16 protein-coding genes are annotated in these 21,393 nt (G+C 71.4%); 3 read left to right on the top strand and 13 right to left on the bottom strand.

Features of this window, described 5'->3' with window-relative positions; all coding sequences use genetic code 11:
• Positions 1-11: 11 nt before the first annotated feature.
• The 4 genes from AB0F17_RS40720 to AB0F17_RS40735 form a co-directional block, all read right to left on the bottom strand.
• Positions 12-1,451: a glycoside hydrolase family 3 protein gene (locus AB0F17_RS40720; RefSeq protein WP_358034421.1), complete on the bottom strand. Its 1,440-nt coding sequence runs from the start codon at positions 1,449-1,451 to the stop codon at positions 12-14.
• A gap of 75 nt (positions 1,452-1,526) precedes the next feature.
• Entirely contained in the window at positions 1,527-2,378 is an 852-nt protein-coding gene (locus AB0F17_RS40725; RefSeq protein ID WP_358034423.1) for a carbohydrate ABC transporter permease, read from the bottom strand.
• Complete coding sequence (locus tag AB0F17_RS40730) at positions 2,375-3,385, bottom strand: sugar ABC transporter permease (RefSeq protein ID WP_358034426.1); 1,011 nt, start codon at positions 3,383-3,385, stop codon at positions 2,375-2,377. Before AB0F17_RS40730 ends, AB0F17_RS40725 begins: the two co-directional genes overlap by 4 nt.
• A gap of 4 nt (positions 3,386-3,389) precedes the next feature.
• Positions 3,390-4,727, bottom strand: coding sequence for an extracellular solute-binding protein (locus tag AB0F17_RS40735; protein WP_358034429.1), 1,338 nt, complete (start codon positions 4,725-4,727; stop codon positions 3,390-3,392).
• 139 nt (positions 4,728-4,866) lie between these two features.
• On the opposite strand from AB0F17_RS40735, the gene AB0F17_RS40740 reads away from it, so the two are divergent.
• From AB0F17_RS40740 to AB0F17_RS40750, 3 genes are read left to right on the top strand one after another with little or no spacing between them, the layout of a single operon-like run.
• Complete coding sequence (locus AB0F17_RS40740) at positions 4,867-6,012, top strand: ROK family transcriptional regulator (protein WP_358034431.1); 1,146 nt, start codon at positions 4,867-4,869, stop codon at positions 6,010-6,012.
• Between the two features lie 12 nt (positions 6,013-6,024).
• A complete protein-coding gene (locus tag AB0F17_RS40745; RefSeq protein ID WP_358034433.1) occupies positions 6,025-6,684 on the top strand; it encodes a M15 family metallopeptidase in 660 nt (219 codons plus the stop codon).
• A gap of 24 nt (positions 6,685-6,708) precedes the next feature.
• Positions 6,709-7,794 (top strand): glutamate--cysteine ligase, encoded by a 1,086-nt coding sequence (locus AB0F17_RS40750; RefSeq protein WP_358034435.1) that lies wholly within the window; start codon positions 6,709-6,711, stop codon positions 7,792-7,794.
• Between the two features lie 75 nt (positions 7,795-7,869).
• Here the strand turns inward: AB0F17_RS40750 and AB0F17_RS40755 are convergent, their stop codons facing one another.
• The 9 genes from AB0F17_RS40755 to AB0F17_RS40795 form a co-directional block, all read right to left on the bottom strand.
• Entirely contained in the window at positions 7,870-8,619 is a 750-nt protein-coding gene (locus tag AB0F17_RS40755; RefSeq protein ID WP_358034437.1) for a sulfite exporter TauE/SafE family protein, read from the bottom strand.
• A complete protein-coding gene (locus AB0F17_RS40760; protein WP_358034439.1) occupies positions 8,616-10,454 on the bottom strand; it encodes a gamma-glutamyltransferase family protein in 1,839 nt (612 codons plus the stop codon). The genes AB0F17_RS40755 and AB0F17_RS40760 overlap by 4 nt, the downstream gene beginning before the upstream one ends.
• Positions 10,451-11,419, bottom strand: a complete 969-nt coding sequence (locus AB0F17_RS40765) for an oligopeptide/dipeptide ABC transporter ATP-binding protein (protein WP_358034441.1) — start codon at positions 11,417-11,419, stop codon at positions 10,451-10,453. The genes AB0F17_RS40760 and AB0F17_RS40765 overlap by 4 nt, the downstream gene beginning before the upstream one ends.
• Positions 11,416-12,384, bottom strand: coding sequence for an ABC transporter ATP-binding protein (locus tag AB0F17_RS40770; RefSeq protein WP_358034444.1), 969 nt, complete (start codon positions 12,382-12,384; stop codon positions 11,416-11,418). Before AB0F17_RS40770 ends, AB0F17_RS40765 begins: the two co-directional genes overlap by 4 nt.
• Positions 12,381-13,256 (bottom strand): ABC transporter permease, encoded by an 876-nt coding sequence (locus AB0F17_RS40775; RefSeq protein WP_358034446.1) that lies wholly within the window; start codon positions 13,254-13,256, stop codon positions 12,381-12,383. Before AB0F17_RS40775 ends, AB0F17_RS40770 begins: the two co-directional genes overlap by 4 nt.
• A complete protein-coding gene (locus tag AB0F17_RS40780) occupies positions 13,249-14,208 on the bottom strand; it encodes an ABC transporter permease (RefSeq protein WP_358034449.1) in 960 nt (319 codons plus the stop codon). The genes AB0F17_RS40775 and AB0F17_RS40780 overlap by 8 nt, the downstream gene beginning before the upstream one ends.
• A complete protein-coding gene (locus AB0F17_RS40785) occupies positions 14,208-15,815 on the bottom strand; it encodes an ABC transporter substrate-binding protein (RefSeq protein WP_358034451.1) in 1,608 nt (535 codons plus the stop codon). The genes AB0F17_RS40780 and AB0F17_RS40785 overlap by 1 nt, the downstream gene beginning before the upstream one ends.
• A gap of 93 nt (positions 15,816-15,908) precedes the next feature.
• Positions 15,909-16,574 carry a GntR family transcriptional regulator gene (locus AB0F17_RS40790; protein ID WP_358034454.1) on the bottom strand — a complete coding sequence of 222 codons (666 nt, stop codon included), beginning with the start codon at positions 16,572-16,574 and terminating at the stop codon, positions 15,909-15,911.
• A 144-nt stretch (positions 16,575-16,718) separates the two neighbouring features.
• Positions 16,719-21,341: an ATP-dependent helicase gene (locus AB0F17_RS40795; protein ID WP_358034457.1), complete on the bottom strand. Its 4,623-nt coding sequence runs from the start codon at positions 21,339-21,341 to the stop codon at positions 16,719-16,721.
• Positions 21,342-21,393 lie beyond the last annotated feature (52 nt).

The following is a 21,393-nucleotide window of genomic DNA, read 5'->3' on the forward strand; positions in this document are numbered from 1 at the left end:
ACCCGTTCCGCTCAAGCCGTGAGCAGCTCGACGGCCGCCTGGGCGTTCGCCCGGGCCGCGCCGTACGTCGCGATGTAGGCGGCGCTGTCCGGCCGCCAGATCGGCAGCCCCATCTCGATCACCGTCGCGTCGGGCCGGGCCGCCACCAGGGCCGAGACCAGCTCGCGGCTGCCCTCGTTGCGGTGCGCGTCCTTGACCACCACGACCAGCGACCGGTCCGTGGCCTTGGCCAGCAGCACCGGCACGTCCGCGGCCGCGGGCTTCACCCGGATGATCTCGGCCTGGGGCAGCCACGGCCCCACGCCCCAGGGCACGTCGCCGACGGCGATCGTCGGCGGCGTGTCCACCTCGATCACCAGCGGCTCGACCAGCGGCTCCGTCACGCCCGTGAGCCGCACCGCGCGCCTGGCGGCGTGCAGGCCGACCCCGTTCTGCTCGACCGAGGGCGTGGCGGCCGAGCCGAACCACGCACGCAGCGCCGCCAGCCTGGCCGCCGCCTCCTCCAGCCGGGCCGCGGGCAGCCGCCCATCTCGTACGGCGGCGACGATCTCGTCGATGATGTGCCGCACGTCGTCGTAGGCGGGCAGCGGCCCGAGGCAGAGCAGGTCCGAGCCCGCGGCCAGCGACAGCACGGCGCCACCGGCCAGCCCGACGCTCTTGGTGATGGCGTGCATGTCCATCGCGTCGGTGATGACCGCGCCGTCGTACCCGAGCTCGCCCCTGAGCAGCTCGGTCAGCGCGGCGGCCGACAGCGTGGCCGGCGTCCGGCCGGTCAGGGCGGGCACCGCCACGTGCGCGGTCATGATCGACTTGGTTCCCGCGCCGATCGCCGCCCGGAAGGGCACCAGCTCGCGAGCGCGCAGCACGTCGAGCGTGACGTCCACGACGGGTATGGCCAGGTGCGAGTCGACCCGGGTGGCGCCGTGGCCGGGGAAGTGCTTGACGCAGGCGGCCACGTTCACCGACTGCAGGCCCTGAACGGCGGCCACCGTGTGCCTGGCCACCAGCTCGGGGTCGTCGCCGAACGACCTGGTGCCGATCACCGGGTTGTCGGCCTCGGTGTTGACGTCGGCGTCGGGCGCCATGTCCAGGTTGATGCCGCAGGCGGCGAGCTCCGAGCCGATCGCCCGGTAGACCCGGTGCGTCAGCTCGGTGTCGTCCACCGCGCCCAGCGCCGCGTTGCCCGGGTACGGGCTGCCGACGTGGTAGGCCAGGCGGGTGACGTCGCCGCCCTCCTCGTCCAGCGAGATGACCGGCTCGCCGGCTGCGCGGAGAGAGGCGGTCAGCGACCGCAACCGGTCAGGGTCGGCGACGTTGAAGCCGAAGAGGGTGACACCTCCCAGGCCGTTCTCGAGCTCGCGCAGCACCCAGCCGGGCGCGGCGGTGCCCTGGAAGGCGACGAGCAGCGTGCCGGCCGCGAGGCGGCGCAGCCCCCGATCACTCTGACTCATGGCTCCTCATCACAGGAAAGTTGGGCACGGTCAGGACGGCACGCGTCCACGCGAGCCGTACGAGATCCGTGGTCGTCAGCCCTTCACGGCCCCGGCCACCAGGCCGGAGACCATGCGGCGCTGAACCAGCAGGAAGAAGACGACGACCGGGATGGTCATCATCGTGGAGCTGGCCATGATGGCGCCCCAGTCGGTGCCCTTCTGCCCGAAGAAGTACTGCAGGGCGACGGGCATCGTGTAGCCGGACGAGCTGCTCATCAGCACCAGCGCGAAGATCAGCTCGTTCCACGCGGTGATGAACGAGAAGATGCTGGTGGCCACCAGACCGGGCGCGACCAGGGGGAAGAGCACCTTCCAGAACGTGGTCAACCGCCCGGCGCCGTCGATCCAGGCCGCCTCCTCCAGCGACTTGGGCACGGCGGCGACGAAGGTACGCAGCATCCAGATGCCGAACGGCAGCGTGAGACCCACGTTCACCACGATCAGACCGGCGAGCTGGTCGTACAGGCCCAGCCGCTTGACGCTCAGGAACAGCGGGATGAGCAGCGCCTCGGAGGGGATCATCTGCACGATGAGCAGCAGGATCAGGAACGTGTTGCGCCCCTTGAACCTGAAGCGGGCCACCGCGGTCGCCGCGAGCAGCGAGAACACCGCCCCGATGAGCACCGTGCCGACCGCCACGATCGCGCTGTTGCGCATGTAGACCCAGATCGAGTGCCCGGCCACCCCCTCGCTCAGCACCCGGTCGACGTGCTCGAAGGTGAAATGGGTGGGGAACGGGATGAAGTCGGTGGTGAAGATCTGGTCGTTGGCCTTGAACGAGGTCGCGGCCATCCAGTACACCGGGAAGATCGCGAACAGGAACACCAGGAGTCCGGCCGCGTTCAGCGTGATCTTGCCGAGCCGCTTGCGCGCGAGCGGGGTCACATGTCCTCCTGCTTGACGAGCTGCCTGACGTACACCGCGGTGACGGCCAGCAGGATCGCGGTCAGCACCAGGGCGATCGCCGCGCCGGACCCCATCTTGGGCGGCGGGCGGAACGCCTCGGCGTAGGAGTAGATCGACAGGTTGAACGCCTCACGGTTCGACGGTCCGCCCATGAGCACGTACAGCTGGGCGAAGACCTTGAAGTCCCAGATGATCGACAGGACGGTCAGCACCGCGAAGACCGGCTTGAGCAGCGGGAAGGTGATCTTCCTGAACGTCCGCCAGGCCGACGACCCGTCCACCCGGGCCGCCTCGTACAACTCCGCCGGGATGCCCTTGAGCCCCGCCAGCACCGAGACGGCCACGAACGGGAAGCTCGCCCAGACGACACAGATGATCAGCACCATGTAGATGGACCAGGCGTCGTTGAGCCAGGGCTCGCCGGTCCAGTCGGCCCGGCCGAAGAGCGCGTTCGACAGCCAGTCGGGCAGCAGGTTCAGCGCCCAGTTGACGACGCCCGCCTCGGCGTCGAACAGCCACCTCCAGATGATGCCCTGCGCCACCGGCGGTACGGCCCACGCGAACATGATGCCGACCACCACGAACGTGGACATCTTCCGGCCGAGCTTGTTGAGCAGGGTGCCGACGGCCGTTCCGACGATCAGCGTCAGCGACACCGCGACGACGGCGAAGACGAGCGTGTTGCGGAGTGAGGACCAGAAGATGTCGTTGGCGAAGATGCGGGTGAAGTTGTCCCAGCCCACCCAGGTGGCCGGCTTCCTGCCGCTGATCTGGACCAGGCCCACCTTCTGGAAGGCGATGACCCCGACCTGGAACAGCGGGTAGAGCAGCAGTGCCCCGATCACCAGCAGGCCGGGGATCAGCAGTACGTACGGCACCGACCAGGCGGGCAGCCCGCTGGCCCGGGCCGGGCGGTGAGACTTTGGCGGGCGCGGGGTGGCGGACTGGCCGTCACCCCGGGCGAGCGTCGAGATGTTGTTCGTCATGGGGCTAGGAGGTGGCGTTGAGGATGTCTTCGAGTTCCTTGTTGGCCTTGGCCAGCGCGTCGTCGGCCGACGACTTGCCCTCGATGACGGTGCGGGCCGCGTTCTGCAGCACCGCCTTGGTCTCGTTGACCTCGGTCCAGTGCGGGCTGGCCGGGAAGGCCTTGGCCTTGGCGAAGGCGGCGGCGAACGGCGCCTGGGCCGGGTCGCTGGCCAGCGCGGCCAGGGCGTCCGGGTAGACGGGGAGCAGGCCGCCGTCCTTGGCGTACTTGTCGCCCCACTCCTTGCCGGAGGCCAGCTTCACGAACTCCTTGGCGGCGTCCTTCTCCTTGGCCGAGCCCCACACGGCGATGTCGTTGCCGCCGAGGAAGGACTGCGCCTCGCCGCCGTCCTTGGACGGGAGCGGGAAGAAGGCCAGCTTGTCACCCTTGAGCTTGCCCTTGCTGTCCTCGTCGATGCCCGCCAGGTCCCATGACGCGGTGAGGTACATGCCCACCTTGTTGTTGGCGAAGCGGGTGCGGATGTCCGTGGTGTTCTGGGTGAGCCGCGACTTGCTCGACAGACCGTCGGTGACCAGGCCGGTGTACTGGGCGAAGCCGGACTTGAAGCCGGGGTCGGTCAGCTTGCCGACCCACTTGTCGCCCTCCTTGACGGCATAGTCGCCGCCGGCGGTCCAGGCGAGCGCGCCGAGCAGGTGGTTGGCGTCGGAGCCGCCGTTGAAGGCGAACCCGTCGACGTCCTTGCCCTTCTTGGCCTGGATCTTCTTGGCCGCGGCGACCAGGTCGTCCCAGGTCTTCGGGATGTCGATCTTGAGCTCCTTGAACCAGTCGACGCGGTACAGGACCGCGCGGCTGCCGCCGCCCCACGGCACGGCGTACGTCTCGCCGTCGATCGTCTCCAGGCCCATCAGGTTCTTCGGGATCTGCGTCTGGTCGCCGGAGCCGACGATGTCGGTGACGGGCTCGAGGGCCTCCTGGCTCTGCCAGAGCGGCACCTGGTCGTTGCCGATCTCGGTGACGTCAGGGCCGGTGCCACCGGCCGCCGCGGCGGTGAACTTGTCGTTCACCTGCGGCCACGGGATCCACTCGACCTTGACCTTGGCGCCGGTCTGCTGCTCGAAGGCGGCCGCCAGCTCGTCGGTGTACTTCTGCGCGGCGGGGTTGGTGTCACCCAGGCGCCAGAAGGTCAGCTCCTTGCCCGCGTACTTGGGGCCGGACGCGGAGGCGGAGGCCGCCGCGCTCGGCGCAGTCGAAGTCGAGGGCGTCTCGCCGGAACCACAGGCGGCCAGGCCCAGGGCCAGAGCGGCAGTGGTGACCGTAGTAGCGGTGATCTGCGCGATCCTCACAGGGTTCTCCCTTCCCGGGTGCTCGCTTGCGGTTCGCACCAGGCTGATCGTCAATGTCCGAACGACTGCTGATAAACTAACAAGAAACTTTCTTAAAAAAAACGCCTGTTAGCCATTCGTGACGAGAGGGAGCGTGTCGATGAGCCGAAACCCCGGGACCCCTCGGCTGCTCCGCCGGTTGAACGACCGCACAGCACTCGAACTCCTCCTGGAGGACGGGCCGCTGACCCGTGCGGAGCTGGGGGAGCGGACCGGACTGTCAAAGGTAACCGCAGGTCAGCTGCTCGCCCGCCTGGAGGAGCGGGGGCTCGTGCGGGTGGCGGGGCAGCGGGCGGGAGGCAGGGGCCCGCACGCGGCCCTGTACGCGGTCAACCCGTCCAGCGCGTACGTGGCCGGGCTCGAGGTGCTGCCCGACAGCCTCACCGTGGGTGTGGCGGACATCACAGGCCAGATCGTGGTCGAGGTCACCGTCAACCCCGCGGACGGGGATCCGGTCAAGTCCGTGCACTCCGCGGTTCAGCGGGCCTGCGCCTCGGCCCGGGTCAGCCTGTCACAGCTACGCGCCTTCGTGATCGGCACCAGAGGTGTGGTCGATCCGGGCAGCGGCGACGTGCGCTTCTCCTGCGACCTGCCGGCCTGGCACGTCGGCGTGCTGGCCAGCCTGCGCCAGACGCTGGGCGTCCCGGTGATCATCGAGAACGACGTGAACCTGGTCGCGCTGGCCGAGCACCGCTACGGCGCCGCCATCGGACACGACGACTTCGTGGTCATCTGGGCGGGTGTCGGCCAGGGGCTCGGCGTCATGCTCGGCGGGCGGCTGCACCGGGGCATCACCGGGACCGCGGGCGAGATCGGCTGGCTGCCCGTGCCGGGCGAGCCGCTGCCCGCCGACGTGTCACAGCCGACGTCGGGCTCGTTCCAGCGACTGGTGGGGCACCCGGCGCTGAGCGGGCTCGCCACCGCGCACGGCGTGCTCGGCAGCACGGTCCCCGACCAGGTACGCAACGGCTGCGACGGCTATCTGGACGAGGTGGCCGCCCGCCTGGCGGTGGGGGCCGCGGCCGTGACGGTCGTGCTCGACCCCGGGCTGATCGTGCTCAGCGGCGACATCGGCCGGGCCGGCGGCGCACGGCTGGCCGCCAAGGTCGAGGAGGCCGTCGCCCGGGTCTGCCCGACCCGGCCCGAGGTCGTCACGACCAGGGTGGCGGGCAACCCGGTGCTGCGAGGCGCGCTGGTCGCGGCTCTGGAGCAGGCCCGAGATCAGGTTTTCTCCGACACTGTGTGAGAATTTCTGCCCATGTGGCAGCAGACGAGCGACATCGTGCTGATCTCTGATCCCCGCGTCGCCGCTATTCCGGTGCGCGACAACGGCGAGGGGCTGGCGGACGTACGGGGCCGCCTGCGCGTGGACGAGCGGCTGGCCGATCGGAGCGGTGCCTACGCGCACCTGCGCTCCGGGTTGCTGGCGCGGCTGGAGCGGGCCGAGCGGCGGTTGCCCGAGGGCTTCCACCTGCTGATCGTGGAGGGCTACCGGCCGATCGACACGCAGCGCCGGATCTTCGAGGAGTACCGCGACGGGCTGAGCGCCGCTTTCCCCGAAATGTCGCCCGACGAGGCACATATCGCGGCAAGTCGGTATGTGTCGCCGGTCGACGTGGCCCCGCACACGGCCGGCGCCGCCGTCGACCTGACGCTGTGCGCGCCCGACGGCACCGAGTACGACATGGGCACCCAGGTCAACGACAACCCGGAGGAGAGCGACGGCGGCTGCTACACGGACGCCACGAACATCCCGGCCGACGCCCGCGCCCATCGCAAGATCCTCGCCGCCGCCCTGGAGCCGGTCGGCCTGGTCAACTATCCGACGGAGTGGTGGCACTGGTCCTTCGGCGACCGTTATTGGGCACTCGCCGAGGGAAGGCCGTACGCGGTCTATGGCCCACACCGCTTTGCCTAGCGGAAAAATGGGCATAAAAGGGGTGTGACTCCTCTTATCGGGATCGAGGAGGAGTACCTCATCGTCGATCCCTGGTCGCGCCACGTGGCTCCCCGGGCGGCAGAGGTGTTGGCTGCCGCGACCGACGTCCTAGACGTCGTTCACGAGATCACCCGTTTTCAGGTCGAGGCCCGTACCGCCCCCTCGGCCGACCTCGGCGAGTTAGGCACGCGGCTGCGGGCCGCGCGCAAGGAGGTGGCCCAGGCGGCCCGCTCGTGCGGCCTGGCCGTGGTCGCCAGCGGCCTGCCCGTCCTCGGTAACGTCGTGCCGAGCCCGCTCACCGACGACATCCGCTATGAGCAGGGCCGGGTGCTCTACCGGGCACTGCAGGACGAGCTCAGCATCTGCGCCCTCCACGTGCACGTGGACGTGCCCGACGAGGAACACGCCGTCTACGTCGGCAATCACCTGCGTCCGTGGCTGCCCACGCTGATCGCGCTGGCCGCGAACTCGCCGTTCTTCGTCGGCCGCGACACCGGCTACGCGTCCTGGCGGGTGATCAGCTGGGGACGCTGGCCGGTCTCGGGCGCCCCGCCGTACTTCCCGTCGTTCGCCGACTACGAGCTGGCGCTGCGGGCGCTGTCGCAGTCGGGCGCGCTGATGGACCCGAAGACGGTGTACTGGGACGCGCGGCCGTCGCCCACGCTGCCGACCGTCGAGGTGCGCGTCGCCGACGTGCCGCTGGACGTCAGCGACAGCCTCACCATCATCGGGCTGATCCGCGGCCTGGTCATGACCGCGCTGGCCGACGTGGCGCGCGGTGATCGCGGGCTGCCGATCCCGTCGGAGGTCATGCGGGCCGCCTACTGGCGCGCCGCCCGCGACGGCCTGCGCGGGGACAGCCTCGACGTGCGCGAAGGGGCGCTGGTGCCGGCGCCGGTGATGGTGGGCCGCCTGCTGGAGCACGTACGGGATGCCACGGACGAGGCGGGTGACCTGCCGTTCGTCGAGGAGGGGCTGGACCTGCTGCTCGGCAGGGGTTCCGGAGCGGAACGGCAGCGGAGGGCACACGACCGCACCGGGCACCTGGCGGCGGTCGTGGACGACCTGATCGAGGCCACGGTCGCCTGACCGGTCACCACGAGCTCAGCGCGGTGCCGGCACCGACTGCGGTTCAGGGCGGGCGGCGCCGTGGCGACGGCGGGTTCAGCGCAGGGCGAGCAGTGTGGCTACGCCGAGCCCGAAGACGACCACGACGCCGCGCAGCACCGAGGGCGGCATCAGCCGGGCGACGCGGGTGCCGAGGAAGCCACCCGCCAGGCTGGCCGGCGCTACCACCGCCACCGCCTCCCACCGCACCGGCCCGAACAGCGAGAACGCCACCACCGACACCGTGCTGACCACCAGCGAGAGCATGGCCCGCACGGCGTTGACCCGATGCAGGTTGTCATGCAGGAACAGCCCGAGCACCGCCAGCAGCAGCACCCCCATGCCACCGTTGAAGTAGGCGCCGTAACAGCCGCCGAAGAACACCCCGACGTAGATCAGCCTGCTGGTGCCCTGCCGCCCGTCGCCCTCGAAGCGCTTACGCAGCCAAGGCTGGGCCAGCAGCGCCAGGCTGGCGAACGCCACCAGCCACGGCACCAGCGAGTCGAACAGCCGTCCCGGCGTGAGCAGCAGCAACGAGCTGCCCGCGATCGCGCCGAGCACGGTGGCGGCCGAGAGGACCGTGGCCCGGCGCCGCTGCCCGCGCAACTCGGCCCGGTAGCCCAGGACACCGCCCAGGTAGCCGGGCCACAGCGCCACCGCGTTCGTCACCGAGGCGGTGATGCTCGGATAACCGAGTGCCAGTAACGCGGGGAAGGAGATGAGGGTGCCGCCGCCGGCCAGGGCGTTGACCGCCCCGGCCAGCAGCCCCGCCCCCGCCAGGAAGGCGATCTCGGAGAGCTCGATCATCGGCCGGCCGCGTAGCCCTGGGCCCCGCGCGGGTTGGCGGCGGCCTTGAGGAAGCCGCCGTCACGCGCGACCGCGCTGAGCCTGCCGAGCGTCCAGGATCCCTGGACCTCCACCCGGTGGCCCCGCCGCCGCAGCTCGGCGACCACCGCCGGGTCCACCCGGTCCTCGACGTGCATGACGCCGGGCCGGGAGCCGCGCGGATAGAACGAGCTGGGGAAGTGCTCGGAGTGGAACATGGGGGCGTCGACGGCCTCCTGGAGGTTCAGCCCGCCGTGGACGAGGGAGAGGAAGAAGTTCACGCTCCACTGGTCCTGCTGGTCGCCGCCGGGCGTGCCGAACGCCAGCCACGGCTTGCCGTCGCGCAGCGCGAACGACGGCGACAGCGTGGTGCGCGGACGCGTTCCCGGCCGCAGCGAGGCGGGCAGCCCCTCCCGCAGCCAGAACATCTGCGCCCGGGTGCCCAGGCAGAAGCCCAGCTCGGGAATGGTCGGCGAGCTCTGCAGCCAGCCGCCGCTCGGCGTGGCGGAGACCATGTTGCCGTGCCGGTCCACGACGTCCACGTGACAGGTGTCGCCACGGGTGGAACCGTCGGAGCCGACCGTGGGCTCGCCTGCACCGGACCGTACGCCCGAGACGCCGACTGTGGGCTCGCCCACGCCGGACCGTACGCCCGAGACGCCCGGCGCGGTGCTGACCGTGCCGGGGGCGGGGAACGCGGGCAGCCGCGGCGTGCGCCCACCGGGCGCGCCCGGCCGCAGCTCCGCACTGGCCTCGGCGCCGATGAGGGCGCGGCGCTTCGTGTTGTACTCCTCGTCGAGCAGGTCGGCCATCGGCACCTCGGTGTCGCCGTACCAGGCTTCACGATCGGCGAAGGCGAGCTTGGCGCTCTCGATCACCGTGTGCACGTAGTCGGCGCTGAGCTGCCCCATCCCGTCCAGGTCGAAGCCGGACAGCAGGGCGAGCTGCTGCAGGAAGACCGGCCCCTGCCCCCACGGCCCGGTCTTGCACACCGTGTGCCCGTGGTAGTCGAAGGTGACCGGGTCCTCGACCGACGCCGACCAGCCCGCCAGGTCGTCGCCGGTGAGCAGGCCGCTGTGCGCCTCGCCCGAGCTGTCGCGCCAGGCGGTGCCGGCGCTGAACGCGGCGATCGCCTCGGCGACGAACCCCCGGTACCAGGCGTCGCGGGCGGCCGCGATCTGCCCCTCGCGGGTGCTCGACGCCGCTCGCGCCTCGGAGACGAGCCTGCTGTAGGTGGCGGCGAGCACGGGATTGGTCAGCTTGGCGCCCGGCACCTTGCCCTGAGGCAGCCAGGTCGCCGCCGAGGTCGGCCAGTCCTCGAGGAAGAGCCGCTCGACCGACGAGACCGTGGCGGCGATCCGGTCGAGCACCGGGACGCCGTGCGTGGCGTAGTGGATGGCGGGTTCGAGCACGTCGGCCAGCGTCCAGGTGCCCCAGCGCTCCAGCATGGCCATCCAGCCGCCGAACGCCCCGGGCACGGTGGCCGCCAGCAGCCCGGTGCCGGGCACCACGTCGAGCCCGAGGCCGGTGAAGCGGTCGATCGTGGCGGCGGCGGGGGCGACGCCCTGCCCGCACACGACCGACACCCGCTCCTCTTCCTGGCTCCACAGCAGGATCGGCACCTCGCCGCCGGGCCCGTTCAGGTGCGGCTCGGCCACCTGAAGGACGAACCCGGCGGCGACGGCCGCGTCGAAGGCGTTGCCGCCGCGTTCGAGTACGCCCATGCCGGTAGCGGAGGCCAGCCAGTGCGTGCTGGCCACCATGCCGAAGTCTCCGGTCAGCTCGGGCCTGGTGGTGAACAAAGTGCGTCCTCTCATCGGGTGGTGGCCGCGTCGGGCACGTGGTCCGCCGTGACCAGGTGGCAGGCGACCGGGTGGCCGCTGGTGCGCGGGTCTGTCAGCTCGGGCTCGCTCGTACGGCAGGCGTCGTACGCCAGCGGGCACCGGGTGTGGAAGCGGCAGCCGGCCGGCGGATCGACCGGGCTCGGCACGTCGCCGCCCAGCACGATCCGGCGCCGCTCACGCTGCCTGACCGGGTCGGCCACCGGTGCCGCCGACAGCAGCGCCTGTGTGTAGGGGTGGCGGGGTTCGGCGAAGATCTGGGCCGTCGGCCCCGACTCCACGATCTTGCCCAGGTACATGACCGCGATCCGGTCGGCCAGGAACTCCACCACCGACAGGTCATGGGTGATGAACAGGCAGGAGAAGCCCATCTCCCGCTGCAGATCGGTGATCAGGTTGAGCACCGACGCCTGCACCGACACGTCCAGCGCGGACACCGGCTCGTCGGCCACCACCAGCTTGGGCTCAAGGATCAGCGCGCGGGCCAGTCCCACCCGCTGCCGCTGCCCGCCGGACAGCTCGTGCGGGAAGCGCGAGCGCATCTCGGGGCGCAGCCCGACCTGCTCCAGCATGGCGGCGACCCGCCCGCCCGCCGCGCGCCGGCTCGCGATCCCGTGGTGCAGCAGCGGCTCGCCGACGATCTGCTCGATCGTGAAGCGCGGGTTGAGCGAGGAGTACGGGTCCTGGAAGACGATGTGGACATCCCTGCGCAGCGGGCGCATGGCCCGGCGCGACAGGTGGGTGATGTCGCGGCCGTCGAGGCGGATACCGCCCGAGGTGGGCTCGGTCAGCCGCAGCACGCACTTGCCCACGGTCGACTTGCCGCTGCCCGACTCGCCGACGAGACCGAGCACCTCGCCCTGACCGATGCTCAGCGACAGGCCGTCCACGGCGCGGACCTGGCCGTAGTGCTTGACCAGGTTGTCGATCTCCAGGATCACGACTGCCCTCCCGGGTGGAAACAGGCCGCCAGATGAGCGTCCAGCAGTTGGGGCTCGAGCTTGGGCCGTCGCAGGCGGCAGTCAGGCTGCGCGCGGCTGCAGCGCGCCTGGAAGGCGCACTCGTCGGGATCCGTCAGCGGCGAGGGCACCATGCCGGGGATCTCGGCGAGCCGGCCGTTCACGGCGGCCGACGGCAGGGCGTTCATCAGGCCGAGAGTGTACGGATGGCGCGGCCGGGCGAACAGCTCGGCGACGGGCGCCTGCTCCACGGCCCGGCCCGCGTACATGACCACGGCCCGGTCGGCGATGTCGGCGACCACGCCCAGGTCATGGGTGATCAGGATGACCGCGGTGCCGAGCCGGTCGCGCAGGTCGCGGAACACGTCGAGCACGCCCGCCTGGATCGTCACGTCCAGCGCGGTGGTGGGCTCGTCGGCGATCAGCACCCGCGGCGAACAGGCCACCGCGATCGCGATCATCACCCGCTGACGCATGCCGCCCGAGAGCTGGTGCGGGTACTCCTTGACCCGGCGGGCGGGCAGCGGGATGCCGACCAGTTCGAGCAGCTCCACCGCGCGGGCCGCGGCGGCCTTGCGGGAGAGCCCCTCGTGCCTGCGCAGCACCTCGGTGATCTGGTAGCCGACCGTGAACGACGGGTTGAGCGAGGTCATCGGCTCCTGGAAGACGACCGAGACGTCCTTGCCCCTGATCTGCCGCATCCGCGACTCGGGCAGTGTGGTCAGCTCGCGGCCGTCGAGCTTGACCGAGCCCGACAGCCTGGTCGTGTCCGGCGGCAGCAGCCTCGGCACGGACATCGCGGTGACCGACTTGCCGCAGCCCGACTCGCCGCAGAGCGCCAGGATCTCGCCCTCGCCCAGTTCGAGCGAGATGCCCCTGACCGCCTGCACCAGGCCGTCCTCGGTGTCGAAGTCGACGGTCAGGTCGGTGATCTCGAGCAGGCTCATCGGCCACTCCTCGGGTCGAGAACGTCACGCAGCCCGTCGCCCAGCAGGTTGAAGCCGAGCGTGGCCAGCGCGATCATCAGCCCCGGCCAGATCGCCAGCCACGGCGCGACGTCGAGGTACTGCTGGGCGGTGGTGAGCATCACGCCCCACGACGGCGTCGGCGGCTGGACCCCCAGACCCAGGAACGACAGGGTCGACTCGCCGATGATCGCCGCCGGGATCGCCACCGTGGCCTGCACGATGAGCGGGCTGGAGCAGTTCGGCAGCACGTAGCGGAGCAGGATGTGGCGGTCGCTGGCGCCGTCGGCGATGGCCGCGGCCACGTAGTCCATCTCCCTGATCGCCAGCACCTCGCCCCGGGTGATCCGGACGACCGCCGGCAACTGGGAGAAGCCGAGCGCCAGCACCACACCCTTCAGCGAGGGCTCGATGATCGCCGCCAGTCCCACCGCGAACACCAGGAACGGGAAGGCCAGCGTCACGTCGACCAGCCGCATCACGACCGGGTCCAGCCAGCGCCGGTAGAACCCGGCGACCAGCCCGATCGGGATGCCGGCCACCATGGCCAGCAGCGTCGACAGCACCCCTGCCTGGAGCGAGACCTGCGCGCCGTGCGCGATCCTGGCCAGGGCGTCCCGGCCCAGGTCGTCGGTGCCGAGCGGGTGCGTCCCCGACGGCGGCGCGAGCGTCGCGTTGTAGTCCTGGGCCGACGGATCGCCCGTGAGCACCGGCCCGAGCAGCGCCAGCAGCAGGAACCCGGCGACGAGCACCAGCCCCGCCATCGGCATCGGGCGCCGCCTGAAGCGCCGCCACAGCCTGCGGCGCCGATCGGCGCGGCCCGTGGTCACCGGTACGGCGGACACGTCAGTCATGCCCGCCCCCCGACAGCCGGATGCGGGGGTTGAGGAAGGCGTACGCGATGTCGACCAGCAGGTTGACCAGCACGTACCCGATCACTGTGACCAGCACCACGGCCTGGATGACGGGGTAGTTCCTGGTGAGGACCGCGTCCACGGTCAGCTTGCCGAAACCGGGGATGACGAAGATCTGCTCCGTCACCACCGCGCCGCTGATCAGCGCGCCGAGTTGCAGGCCGAGGACGGTCACCACGGTCGTGAGGCTGTTGCGCAGCGCGTGCGCGCCCACCACCTTGGTCTCCGACAGGCCCTTGGACCGGGCGGTCCGCACGTAGTCGGCCGACAGCGCGCCCAGCATGGCCGAGCGCGTCTGCCGCATCAGGATCGCCGCGAACCCGGTGCCGAGCACCAGCGCGGGCAGGATCATGCGCTGGAGGTTCTGGCCGGGGTCCTGGGTGAACGGGACATATCCGGAGGCGGGCAGCCAGCGCAGCGTCACCGCGAACAGCAGGATGCTGAGCAACCCCAGCCAGAAGTGCGGCACGGACAGCCCGGCCAGGCCGAAGCCGGTGGCCACGTAGTCGGGCAGCCGGCCCCGCTTCACCGCGGCCACGATGCCCGAGCCCACACCCACGACGATCGCCACCAGCAGGGCCAGAGCCGACAGCTCCAGCGTCACCGGCAGCCGCTCGGCGAGGATGCCGGCCACCGGCAGTTGGTCCTGGGTGGAGCGGCCGAGGTTGCCGGACAGGGTCTGGCCCAAGTAGTCGACGTACTGCGCCGGTAACGGCTTGTCCAGGCCGAAGTCGTGGCGGATCGCCTCGACCACCGCGGGCGAGGCCTCCTCACCCGCCATCACCACGGCCGGGTCCCCGGGCAGCGCCCTGATCCCGAGGAAGATCAGGATGCTGGCCAGGAACAGCACGATCACCGCCGACCCCGCCCTGCGGAGGATGAACCAGACCATCAGCCGGCGAACCCAGCGGTGACGAAGCGGGGCAGGCCATCCTTGAAGTACTGGACACCGGCGACGGTCTTGTTCATGCCCAGGTAGTACTTGTTGTGGTAGAGGTACACGACCCCGCGCACCTCGGCGGCCCGCTGCAGCGCCTTGGCGTACAGCTCGGCGCGCTGGGCCGGGTCCGTGGCCGCCGCGGCCTCCTTGATCGGGTCGTCGATGCCGGGGTCGGACATGCCGCTGTAGTTGTTGCTGCCGCGGCTGGTGATCAGGTTCGACAGGTTGCCGTCCGGGTCCACCCGGCCCGACCAGCCGTTGAGCACGGTGTCGAACTTGCCGGCCTTGCCCTGCTCCAGCGTGCTGACGAACTCGGCCGTCTGCACGGTGACGTTGAAGCCCGCCTCCTTGGTCATCTGCTGGACGACCTGGGCCAGGCGCTGGTTGGTGGCGTCGTTGGGCGTGGTCAACGTGACCGGGATGGGCGTCGGCACCCCGGAGGCCTGCACCAGTTGCTTGGCCTTGGCCAGGTCGCGCTTGGCGCACTGGAGCGAGGGCGAGCGGTTGGGGCTGTCGGCGGGGAGCGGGAAGCAGTCGGGCTCGTACAGGCCGTTGTAGACGGTCTTGTTGATCTGGTCGCGGTCCAGCGCCAGCTCGAAGGCCTCGCGTAGCTGCGGGCTCTTGGCCAGCGGGGTGTTGACCGGGCCCGGCTTCTCGGTGGAGCCGTTGGCGTTGCCGGTGTTGATCGTGAGGCCGTAGTAGCCGAGCCCGCCGCCGGAGACGACGGTGAGGTTCGGGTCGGCCTGCACGCCCTTGACCGTGGTGGTGGCGAGCTGGTCGGCCACCTGGACGTCGCCGGACTTCAGGTTCGCGGCCCGTACGTTCGGGTCGACGATGATTTTGTATACGAGCTTGTCCAGCTTCACCTTGGCGGCGTCGTAGTAGTCGGGCGCCTTGTCCAGCACGATCTGGCTGCCGGAGGTGCGACCGGCGAACTTGAACGGCCCGACGCACACCGGGCTCGCGCCGAAGTTGTCGCCGCCCGCCTCCAGCGCCTTGGGCGACATGATCATCCCGGCGCGGTCGGCGAGCTGCGCCGTCAGCGGCGTGAACGCGCGCGCCAGCGTGAGCTTGACGGTGGCCGGGTCGACCACGCTCACCTTCGACACGGCGGCCAGGTCGGCCTGGCGGGCCGACTTCTCCCAGGTCCGGTGCCGGTCCAGCGACTTCTTGACCGCCTCCGCGTCGAACGCGGTGCCGTCGTTGAACTTCAGCCCCGCGCGCAGCTTGATCGTCACCTCCTTGCCGTCGTCCGAGACGGCAGGCAGGGCGGCCGCCAGTTGCGGCACCAGCGTGGCCTGCGCGTCGATGTCGAAGAGCTTCTCGCACATGCTCGCGAACACCTCGCGGCCCACCAGCGTGGTGGACACGCTCGGGTCGAGCGCGTCGGGGTCGGCGTTGAGCGCGATGTTCAGCGTGCCGCCGCTCTTGACGGCCCGGTTGTCGGCCGTGGCGTCGGCTACGGACGGGGCGACGGGGGTGCCGCCCGAACCGCCTCCACCGCAAGCGGCCAGAGCTATGGGGAGTACGGCGAGCGTCAAGACCAGCCTGGGTCTCATGATGCCTCCGGGGGAGCGAACTTTAGGAGACTGTATACAAGAACCCGGATTTCTATGGTGTTTCGTCAAGCCATGTTGTTATATGAGCGTTTTCTAATCGTTCAGGACCTTTACTGCAGCGAGGAACGACCTTCTGGCCGCGGCGACGTGCGCGATCGCCCTGGCCTGGGCCTCGTCCTCGTCGCCCGCCGCGATGGCCTCGCACAGGCTCAGGTGCTCCGACCAGGAGTGCGGTCCGCGTACGGCGGCGGTCTGGCGGAAGACCCACTGGGCCCGCAGCAGCATCGGCGCCATCATCAGGTTGAGGTAGGAATTGCCCGCCACCTCGCCCACGGCCAGGTGGAAGGCGGTGTTGAGGTCGGCCACCCGTTCGAGCCGGCCGCCCTCGACGGCCTCCTTGGCCGAGTCGAGCACCATGCGCAGCCGCGCGGCCGTCTCCGGGGTCCGCTTGCGCGCCGCCAGCCGGGCCGCCAGCCCCTCGATCGCCATCCGCACGTCGAAGAGCTCCTCGGCCTCCGCCGGCGACAGCCGCGCAACGGTGGCGCCGATCCGGGGGATGACCAGCACGAACCCCTCGGCGGCGAGCACCCGGATGGACTCGCGTACCGGGTTGCGCGACACGCCCAGCCGCGCGGCCAGCCGGTCCTCGACCAGGCGTTCGCCCTGGGCGAGCTCGCCGGAGATGATGAGCCGGCGGATCTCCGCGGTCACTTGATCGCGAAGGGGGAGATGGGCGCCGCCCAGTGTCAGATCAGTCATTTGACGGCCAATCGTATACAACTTACGGCCGTTTCCGGTGCCCTGTGGGCGTCTCGCACCCAGCCGTGCCGCGTCTCGCGACTGACCGCGGCGTCTCGCGCCAGACGTATGGCGTCTCGCGCCCGGTTGTGCGGCGTCTTGCGGTCAGGCGCGCAGGCGCAGACCTCGCGGTGTCGGGTGGAACCCGGCTGCCTCCAATGCCGCGCCCAGCGGTGACTCGCCGATCGAGGTGCCGTCCGCCCGCTCCACGGTCAGCTTGCCGAGCGCCCCATCCCGTACGGCCAGCGCCAGCGCGTCCACGGCCGGCCGCAGCCGCTCGTCGTCGGCGAACGACAGCAGCGTCTTGCCGCCCCGCTCGACGTACAGCACGAGGAACCCGTCCACCAGCACCACCAGCGCGCCCGCCTTCCTGCCGGGCTTGTGCCCCACCTCGCCGGGATGCGCCGGCCACGGCAACGCCGCTCCATAGGGGTTGGCCGGATCGGCGGCGGCCAGCACGACCGCCCTGCGCGCCGCACTCCCGTCACCGCCACCTGTCCGCCCGAAGGTCCCCGCGGGATCGCTCGATGCCGGGCTGGTCGGCGCGATGCCCGGGGCCATGGCGCGCATCCGGTCCACCGCTCCCGGCAGCGCGAACTGCGCGCCCCCGAGCCCCTCGACGAAGTAGCCCCGGCGGCACCGCCCGCTCTCCTCGTAGGCCCGCAACACCTGGTAGACCGGTGTGAATCCGCCGGGCAGCCGCTCCGAGGTCACCGCGCCCCGCGTCACCACCCCGTGCCGTTCGAGCAGCACCTCGGCCTGCGCCTGCGCCCGCTGGGTGGCGTCCTCGGCGGGCGAGGGAAGCCGCCACCACCGCCCGCCCACCGTGGGCGGCCCGGTCCTGCTCGGCAGCACGGCCCGCCGCCGGCGCGTGGTGGCCGGCCGATGCGCGGGACGTCCCGACCCGAGCGTGGCCCGCAGCGGCGCCAGCGTGTCACCGGAGACCTGGCCCGACCACACCAGATCCCACAGCGCCGACACCAGTGCCGTGTCGTCGAGCGAGCCGAGCTGGTCGGAGATGCCCCGGAAGAACAGCGCCCCGCCGCCGCCCAGCGCGTCGAGCACCTGCTCGTGCAGCGGTGTCATCGTGATCTGGCCGGGCTCGGGCAGCAGCAGCGGCGCGGTGTCGGCGAAGTACAGCGAGACCCACCCGTCCCCGCCGGGCAGCGACCCCTGGCCCGCCCACATCACCTCACCCGAGGCGGTCAGCTCGTCGAGCAGCGCCGGGTGGTAGCCGGGCACCCGCGAGGGCAGCACCAGCGTCTCCAGCGCCGACGCGGGCACGGCGGCCCCCTGGAGCTGCTCGACGCTGTGGATCAATGCGTCCATGGCCCGAGCCGACCCGGCCGCACCGCGTGGCGCCTGGGTCGAGCCGGTGATGCCGTGCCAGGCCGGCATGAACAGCGCGAGCGTCTCGGGCGCGACCGGTTCGACCTCTTTGCGGAGCCGCGCCAGAGACCTCCGCCGCAACATCCGCAGCACACCGGCGTCGCACCACTCCTCGCCCCTGCCGCCCGGCCGGAACTCCCCGCTGACCACCCGCCCGGCCGCCGCCAGCCGCCGCAGGGCGTCGGTCACCACCGCCACGCCGAGCCCGAACCTGGCGGCGGCCGTACCGGCGTGGAAGGGCCCGCGCGTACGGGCATGACGGGCCACGAGGTCGGACAGTGGGTCGGCGACCGGCTCCAGGAACGCGTGCGGGATCCCCACCGGCAGCGGCGCGCCCAGCGCGTCGCGCAGCCTGGCCGCGTCCTCGATCGCCGCCCACTGCTCCTCGCCCGCGATCCGCACCCTGATCGCCCGGCGGGCGTGTTCGAGCTCCGTCAGCCAGGCGGGATCGCCGCCGCGTACGCTCACGTCGGGCACGAGCAGCGGCCCGTGCGAGCGCAGCAGGTCGGCCAGGTCCTCGGCGTCACGCAACGGCCGGTCGAGCCTGGCCAGCTCGCGTTCGCTGTCGGAGATGACGTCGGGGTCGAGCAACTCGCGCAGGTCGGCCTGGCCGAGCAGCTCGGCCAGCAGCGTCGTGTCGAGCGCCAGCGCCTGGGCCCGGCGTTCGGCCAGCGGCGCGTCGCCCTCGTACATGAACGCGCCGATGTAGTGGAACAGCAGCGACGCGGCGAACGGCGACGCCTGCGACGTCTCCACCTCCACCACCCGCACCCGGCGCGCGGCGATGTCACGCATCAGCCGCACCAGCCCGGGCACGTCGAACACGTCCTGAAGGCACTCGCGCATCGTCTCCAGCACGATCGGGAACGAGGCGTATTGCGAGGCCACCCCCAGCAGGTGGGCGGCCCGCTGCCGCTGCTGCCAGAGCGGGCTGCGCCGGCCGGGCACGCGGCGCGGCAGCAGCAGGGCCCGGCCCGCGCACTCCCTGAACCGGGAGGCGAACATCGCCGAGCCGCCCAGCTCCTCGGTGACGATCCGCTCGATCTCCTCGGCGTCGAACGCCGCCACGTCGGTGGGCGGCTCGGCCAGCGTGTCGGGGATCCGCAGCACGATGCCGTCGTCGGAGTGCACGGCCTGCACGTCGAGGCCGTAACGCTCGCGCAGCCGCCGGTTGATCGCCAGGGCCCATGGGGCGTGGACCCGCGCGCCGTAGGGGGAGTGGATGACCACGCGCCAGTCGCCGAGCTCGTCGTGGAAGCGTTCGACCAGGAGGGTGCGGTCGTCGGGGACGTAGCCGGTGGCATCGCGCTGCTCGTCGAGGTAGGCGCGCAGGTTGGCGGCGGCGTACGCGTCGAGCCCGGCCGCCCGCATGCGGTCGGTCGAGGTGTTTCCGGCGTGTTCGCGGAGGAACGCGCCGATCGCCTGGCCCAGCTCGGCGGGTCTTCCCGGCGTATCGCCGTGCCAGAACGGCAACTTGCCCGGCTGGCCGGGCGCGGGGGAGACGAGCACCCGGTCGGTGGTGATGTCCTCGATCCGCCAGGATGTCGCACCCAGCACGAACACGTCGCCGACCCGTGACTCGTAGACCATCTCCTCGTCCAGCTCGCCCACCCGCGACGCCTTCTCCCCGACCAGGAAGACGCCGAACAGCCCGCGGTCGGGGATCGTGCCGCCGTTGGTCACCGCCAGCCGTTGCGTGCCCGGACGGCCCCGCAGCGTGCCCGTCACCCGGTCCCAGACGACGCGCGGTCGCAGCTCGGCGAACTCCTCGCTCGGGTAGCGGCCCGCGAGCATGTCGAGCGTGGCCTCCAGCGCGGTGCGCGGCAGCGTCGCGTAGGGGGCGGCCCGCTTGACCACGGCCTCCAGCTCGTCGACCGTCCACTCCTCCAGCGCGGTCATCGCCACGATCTGCTGGGCCAGCACGTCGAGCGGGTTGCGCGGGTAGCGCAGCTCCTCGATCTGGCCGCTCTTCATGCGTTCGGCCACCACGGCGGTCTGGATCAGGTCGCCGCGGTATTTCGGGAAGATCACTCCCCTGGACACCGCGCCCACCTGGTGCCCCGCCCGGCCGATGCGCTGGAGCCCGCTCGCCACACTCGGCGGCGCCTCCACGCAGGCGACCAGGTCGACCGCGCCCATGTCGATGCCCAGCTCCAGGCTGGACGTCGCGACCACGGCGGGCAGCCGGCCCGACTTGAGCGCCTCCTCGATCTGCGCCCGCTCCTCCTTGGACACCGAGCCATGGTGCGCGCGGACGATCTCGGTGACCACGCCCTTGCTGGCCCCGGCCTGCGCCATCATCTCGGCGGGCGGCCGCCGCAGCGGTGTCTCGGCGGGCGGCCGCCGCGGTGGATCTCCGGGCAGCGGCGTCTCCCAGATCGACAGATCGACGGCCTCGGGCCCCTGCGCCCGCTCGTAGGCCAGCTCGTTGAGCCTGGTGCAGAGGCGTTCGGCCAGTCGTCTGGAGTTGGCGAACACGATCGTCGAAGAGTGGGCCTCGATCAGGTCGAACAGCCGCTCCTCGACGTGCGGCCAGATCGACCGGCTGGACGGCTCGGGCTCTTCTCCGTCGGCGGGCCCCGGCCTGCCCTCCATCTCGGTCATGTCCTCGACCGGGACGATCACCTCGACCTCGATGCGCTTGTCGGAGGGCGGCTGCACGACCGTCGCGGGACGGGAGCCGCCCAGGAACGCCGCGACCTCACTCACCGGCCGCACCGTCGCCGACAGCCCGATCCGCTGCGCGGGCCGCTCGAGCAGGGCGTCGAGCCGCTCCAGGCTGAGCGCCAGGTGCGCGCCGCGCTTGGTGGCGGCCACCGCGTGCACCTCGTCGACGATCACCGTCTCGACGCCGCGCAACGCCTCGCGCGCCTGGCTGGTGAGCAGCAGGAACAGCGACTCCGGCGTGGTGATGAGGATGTCGGACGGCTTGGCGGCGAACCGCCTGCGGTCCTGGGCCGGGGTGTCGCCGGAACGGATCGCCACCGAGATGTCCGGCACCGGCAGGCCCAGCCGGCGCGCGGTCTGCTTGAGCCCGGCCAGAGGGGCGCGCAGGTTGCGCTCCACGTCGACGGCCAGGGCCTTGAGCGGCGAGACGTACAGGACTCTGGTCCCCTTATGAGCCTGTTTCGGATCTGCCCGGGTGGGGTCGGCGGCCAGCCGGTCGAGCGACCACAGGAAGGCCGCCAGCGTCTTGCCCGACCCGGTGGGCGCCACCACGAGCGTGTTGTCGCCGCGCGCGATGGACTCCCAAGCGCCTTCCTGCGCGCTCGTGGGCGCCTCGAACGCTCCGGCGAACCACTGCCTGGTCCCGTGGGTGAAATGGTCTAGCGAGCTCACCTGCACATAGTGCCTCGCGGCACCGACAGAAAACTCATTGTGGCGGCGGTAC

Source organism: Nonomuraea sp. NPDC026600, assembly GCF_040638335.1.
Lineage (GTDB): Bacteria > Actinomycetota > Actinomycetes > Streptosporangiales > Streptosporangiaceae > Nonomuraea.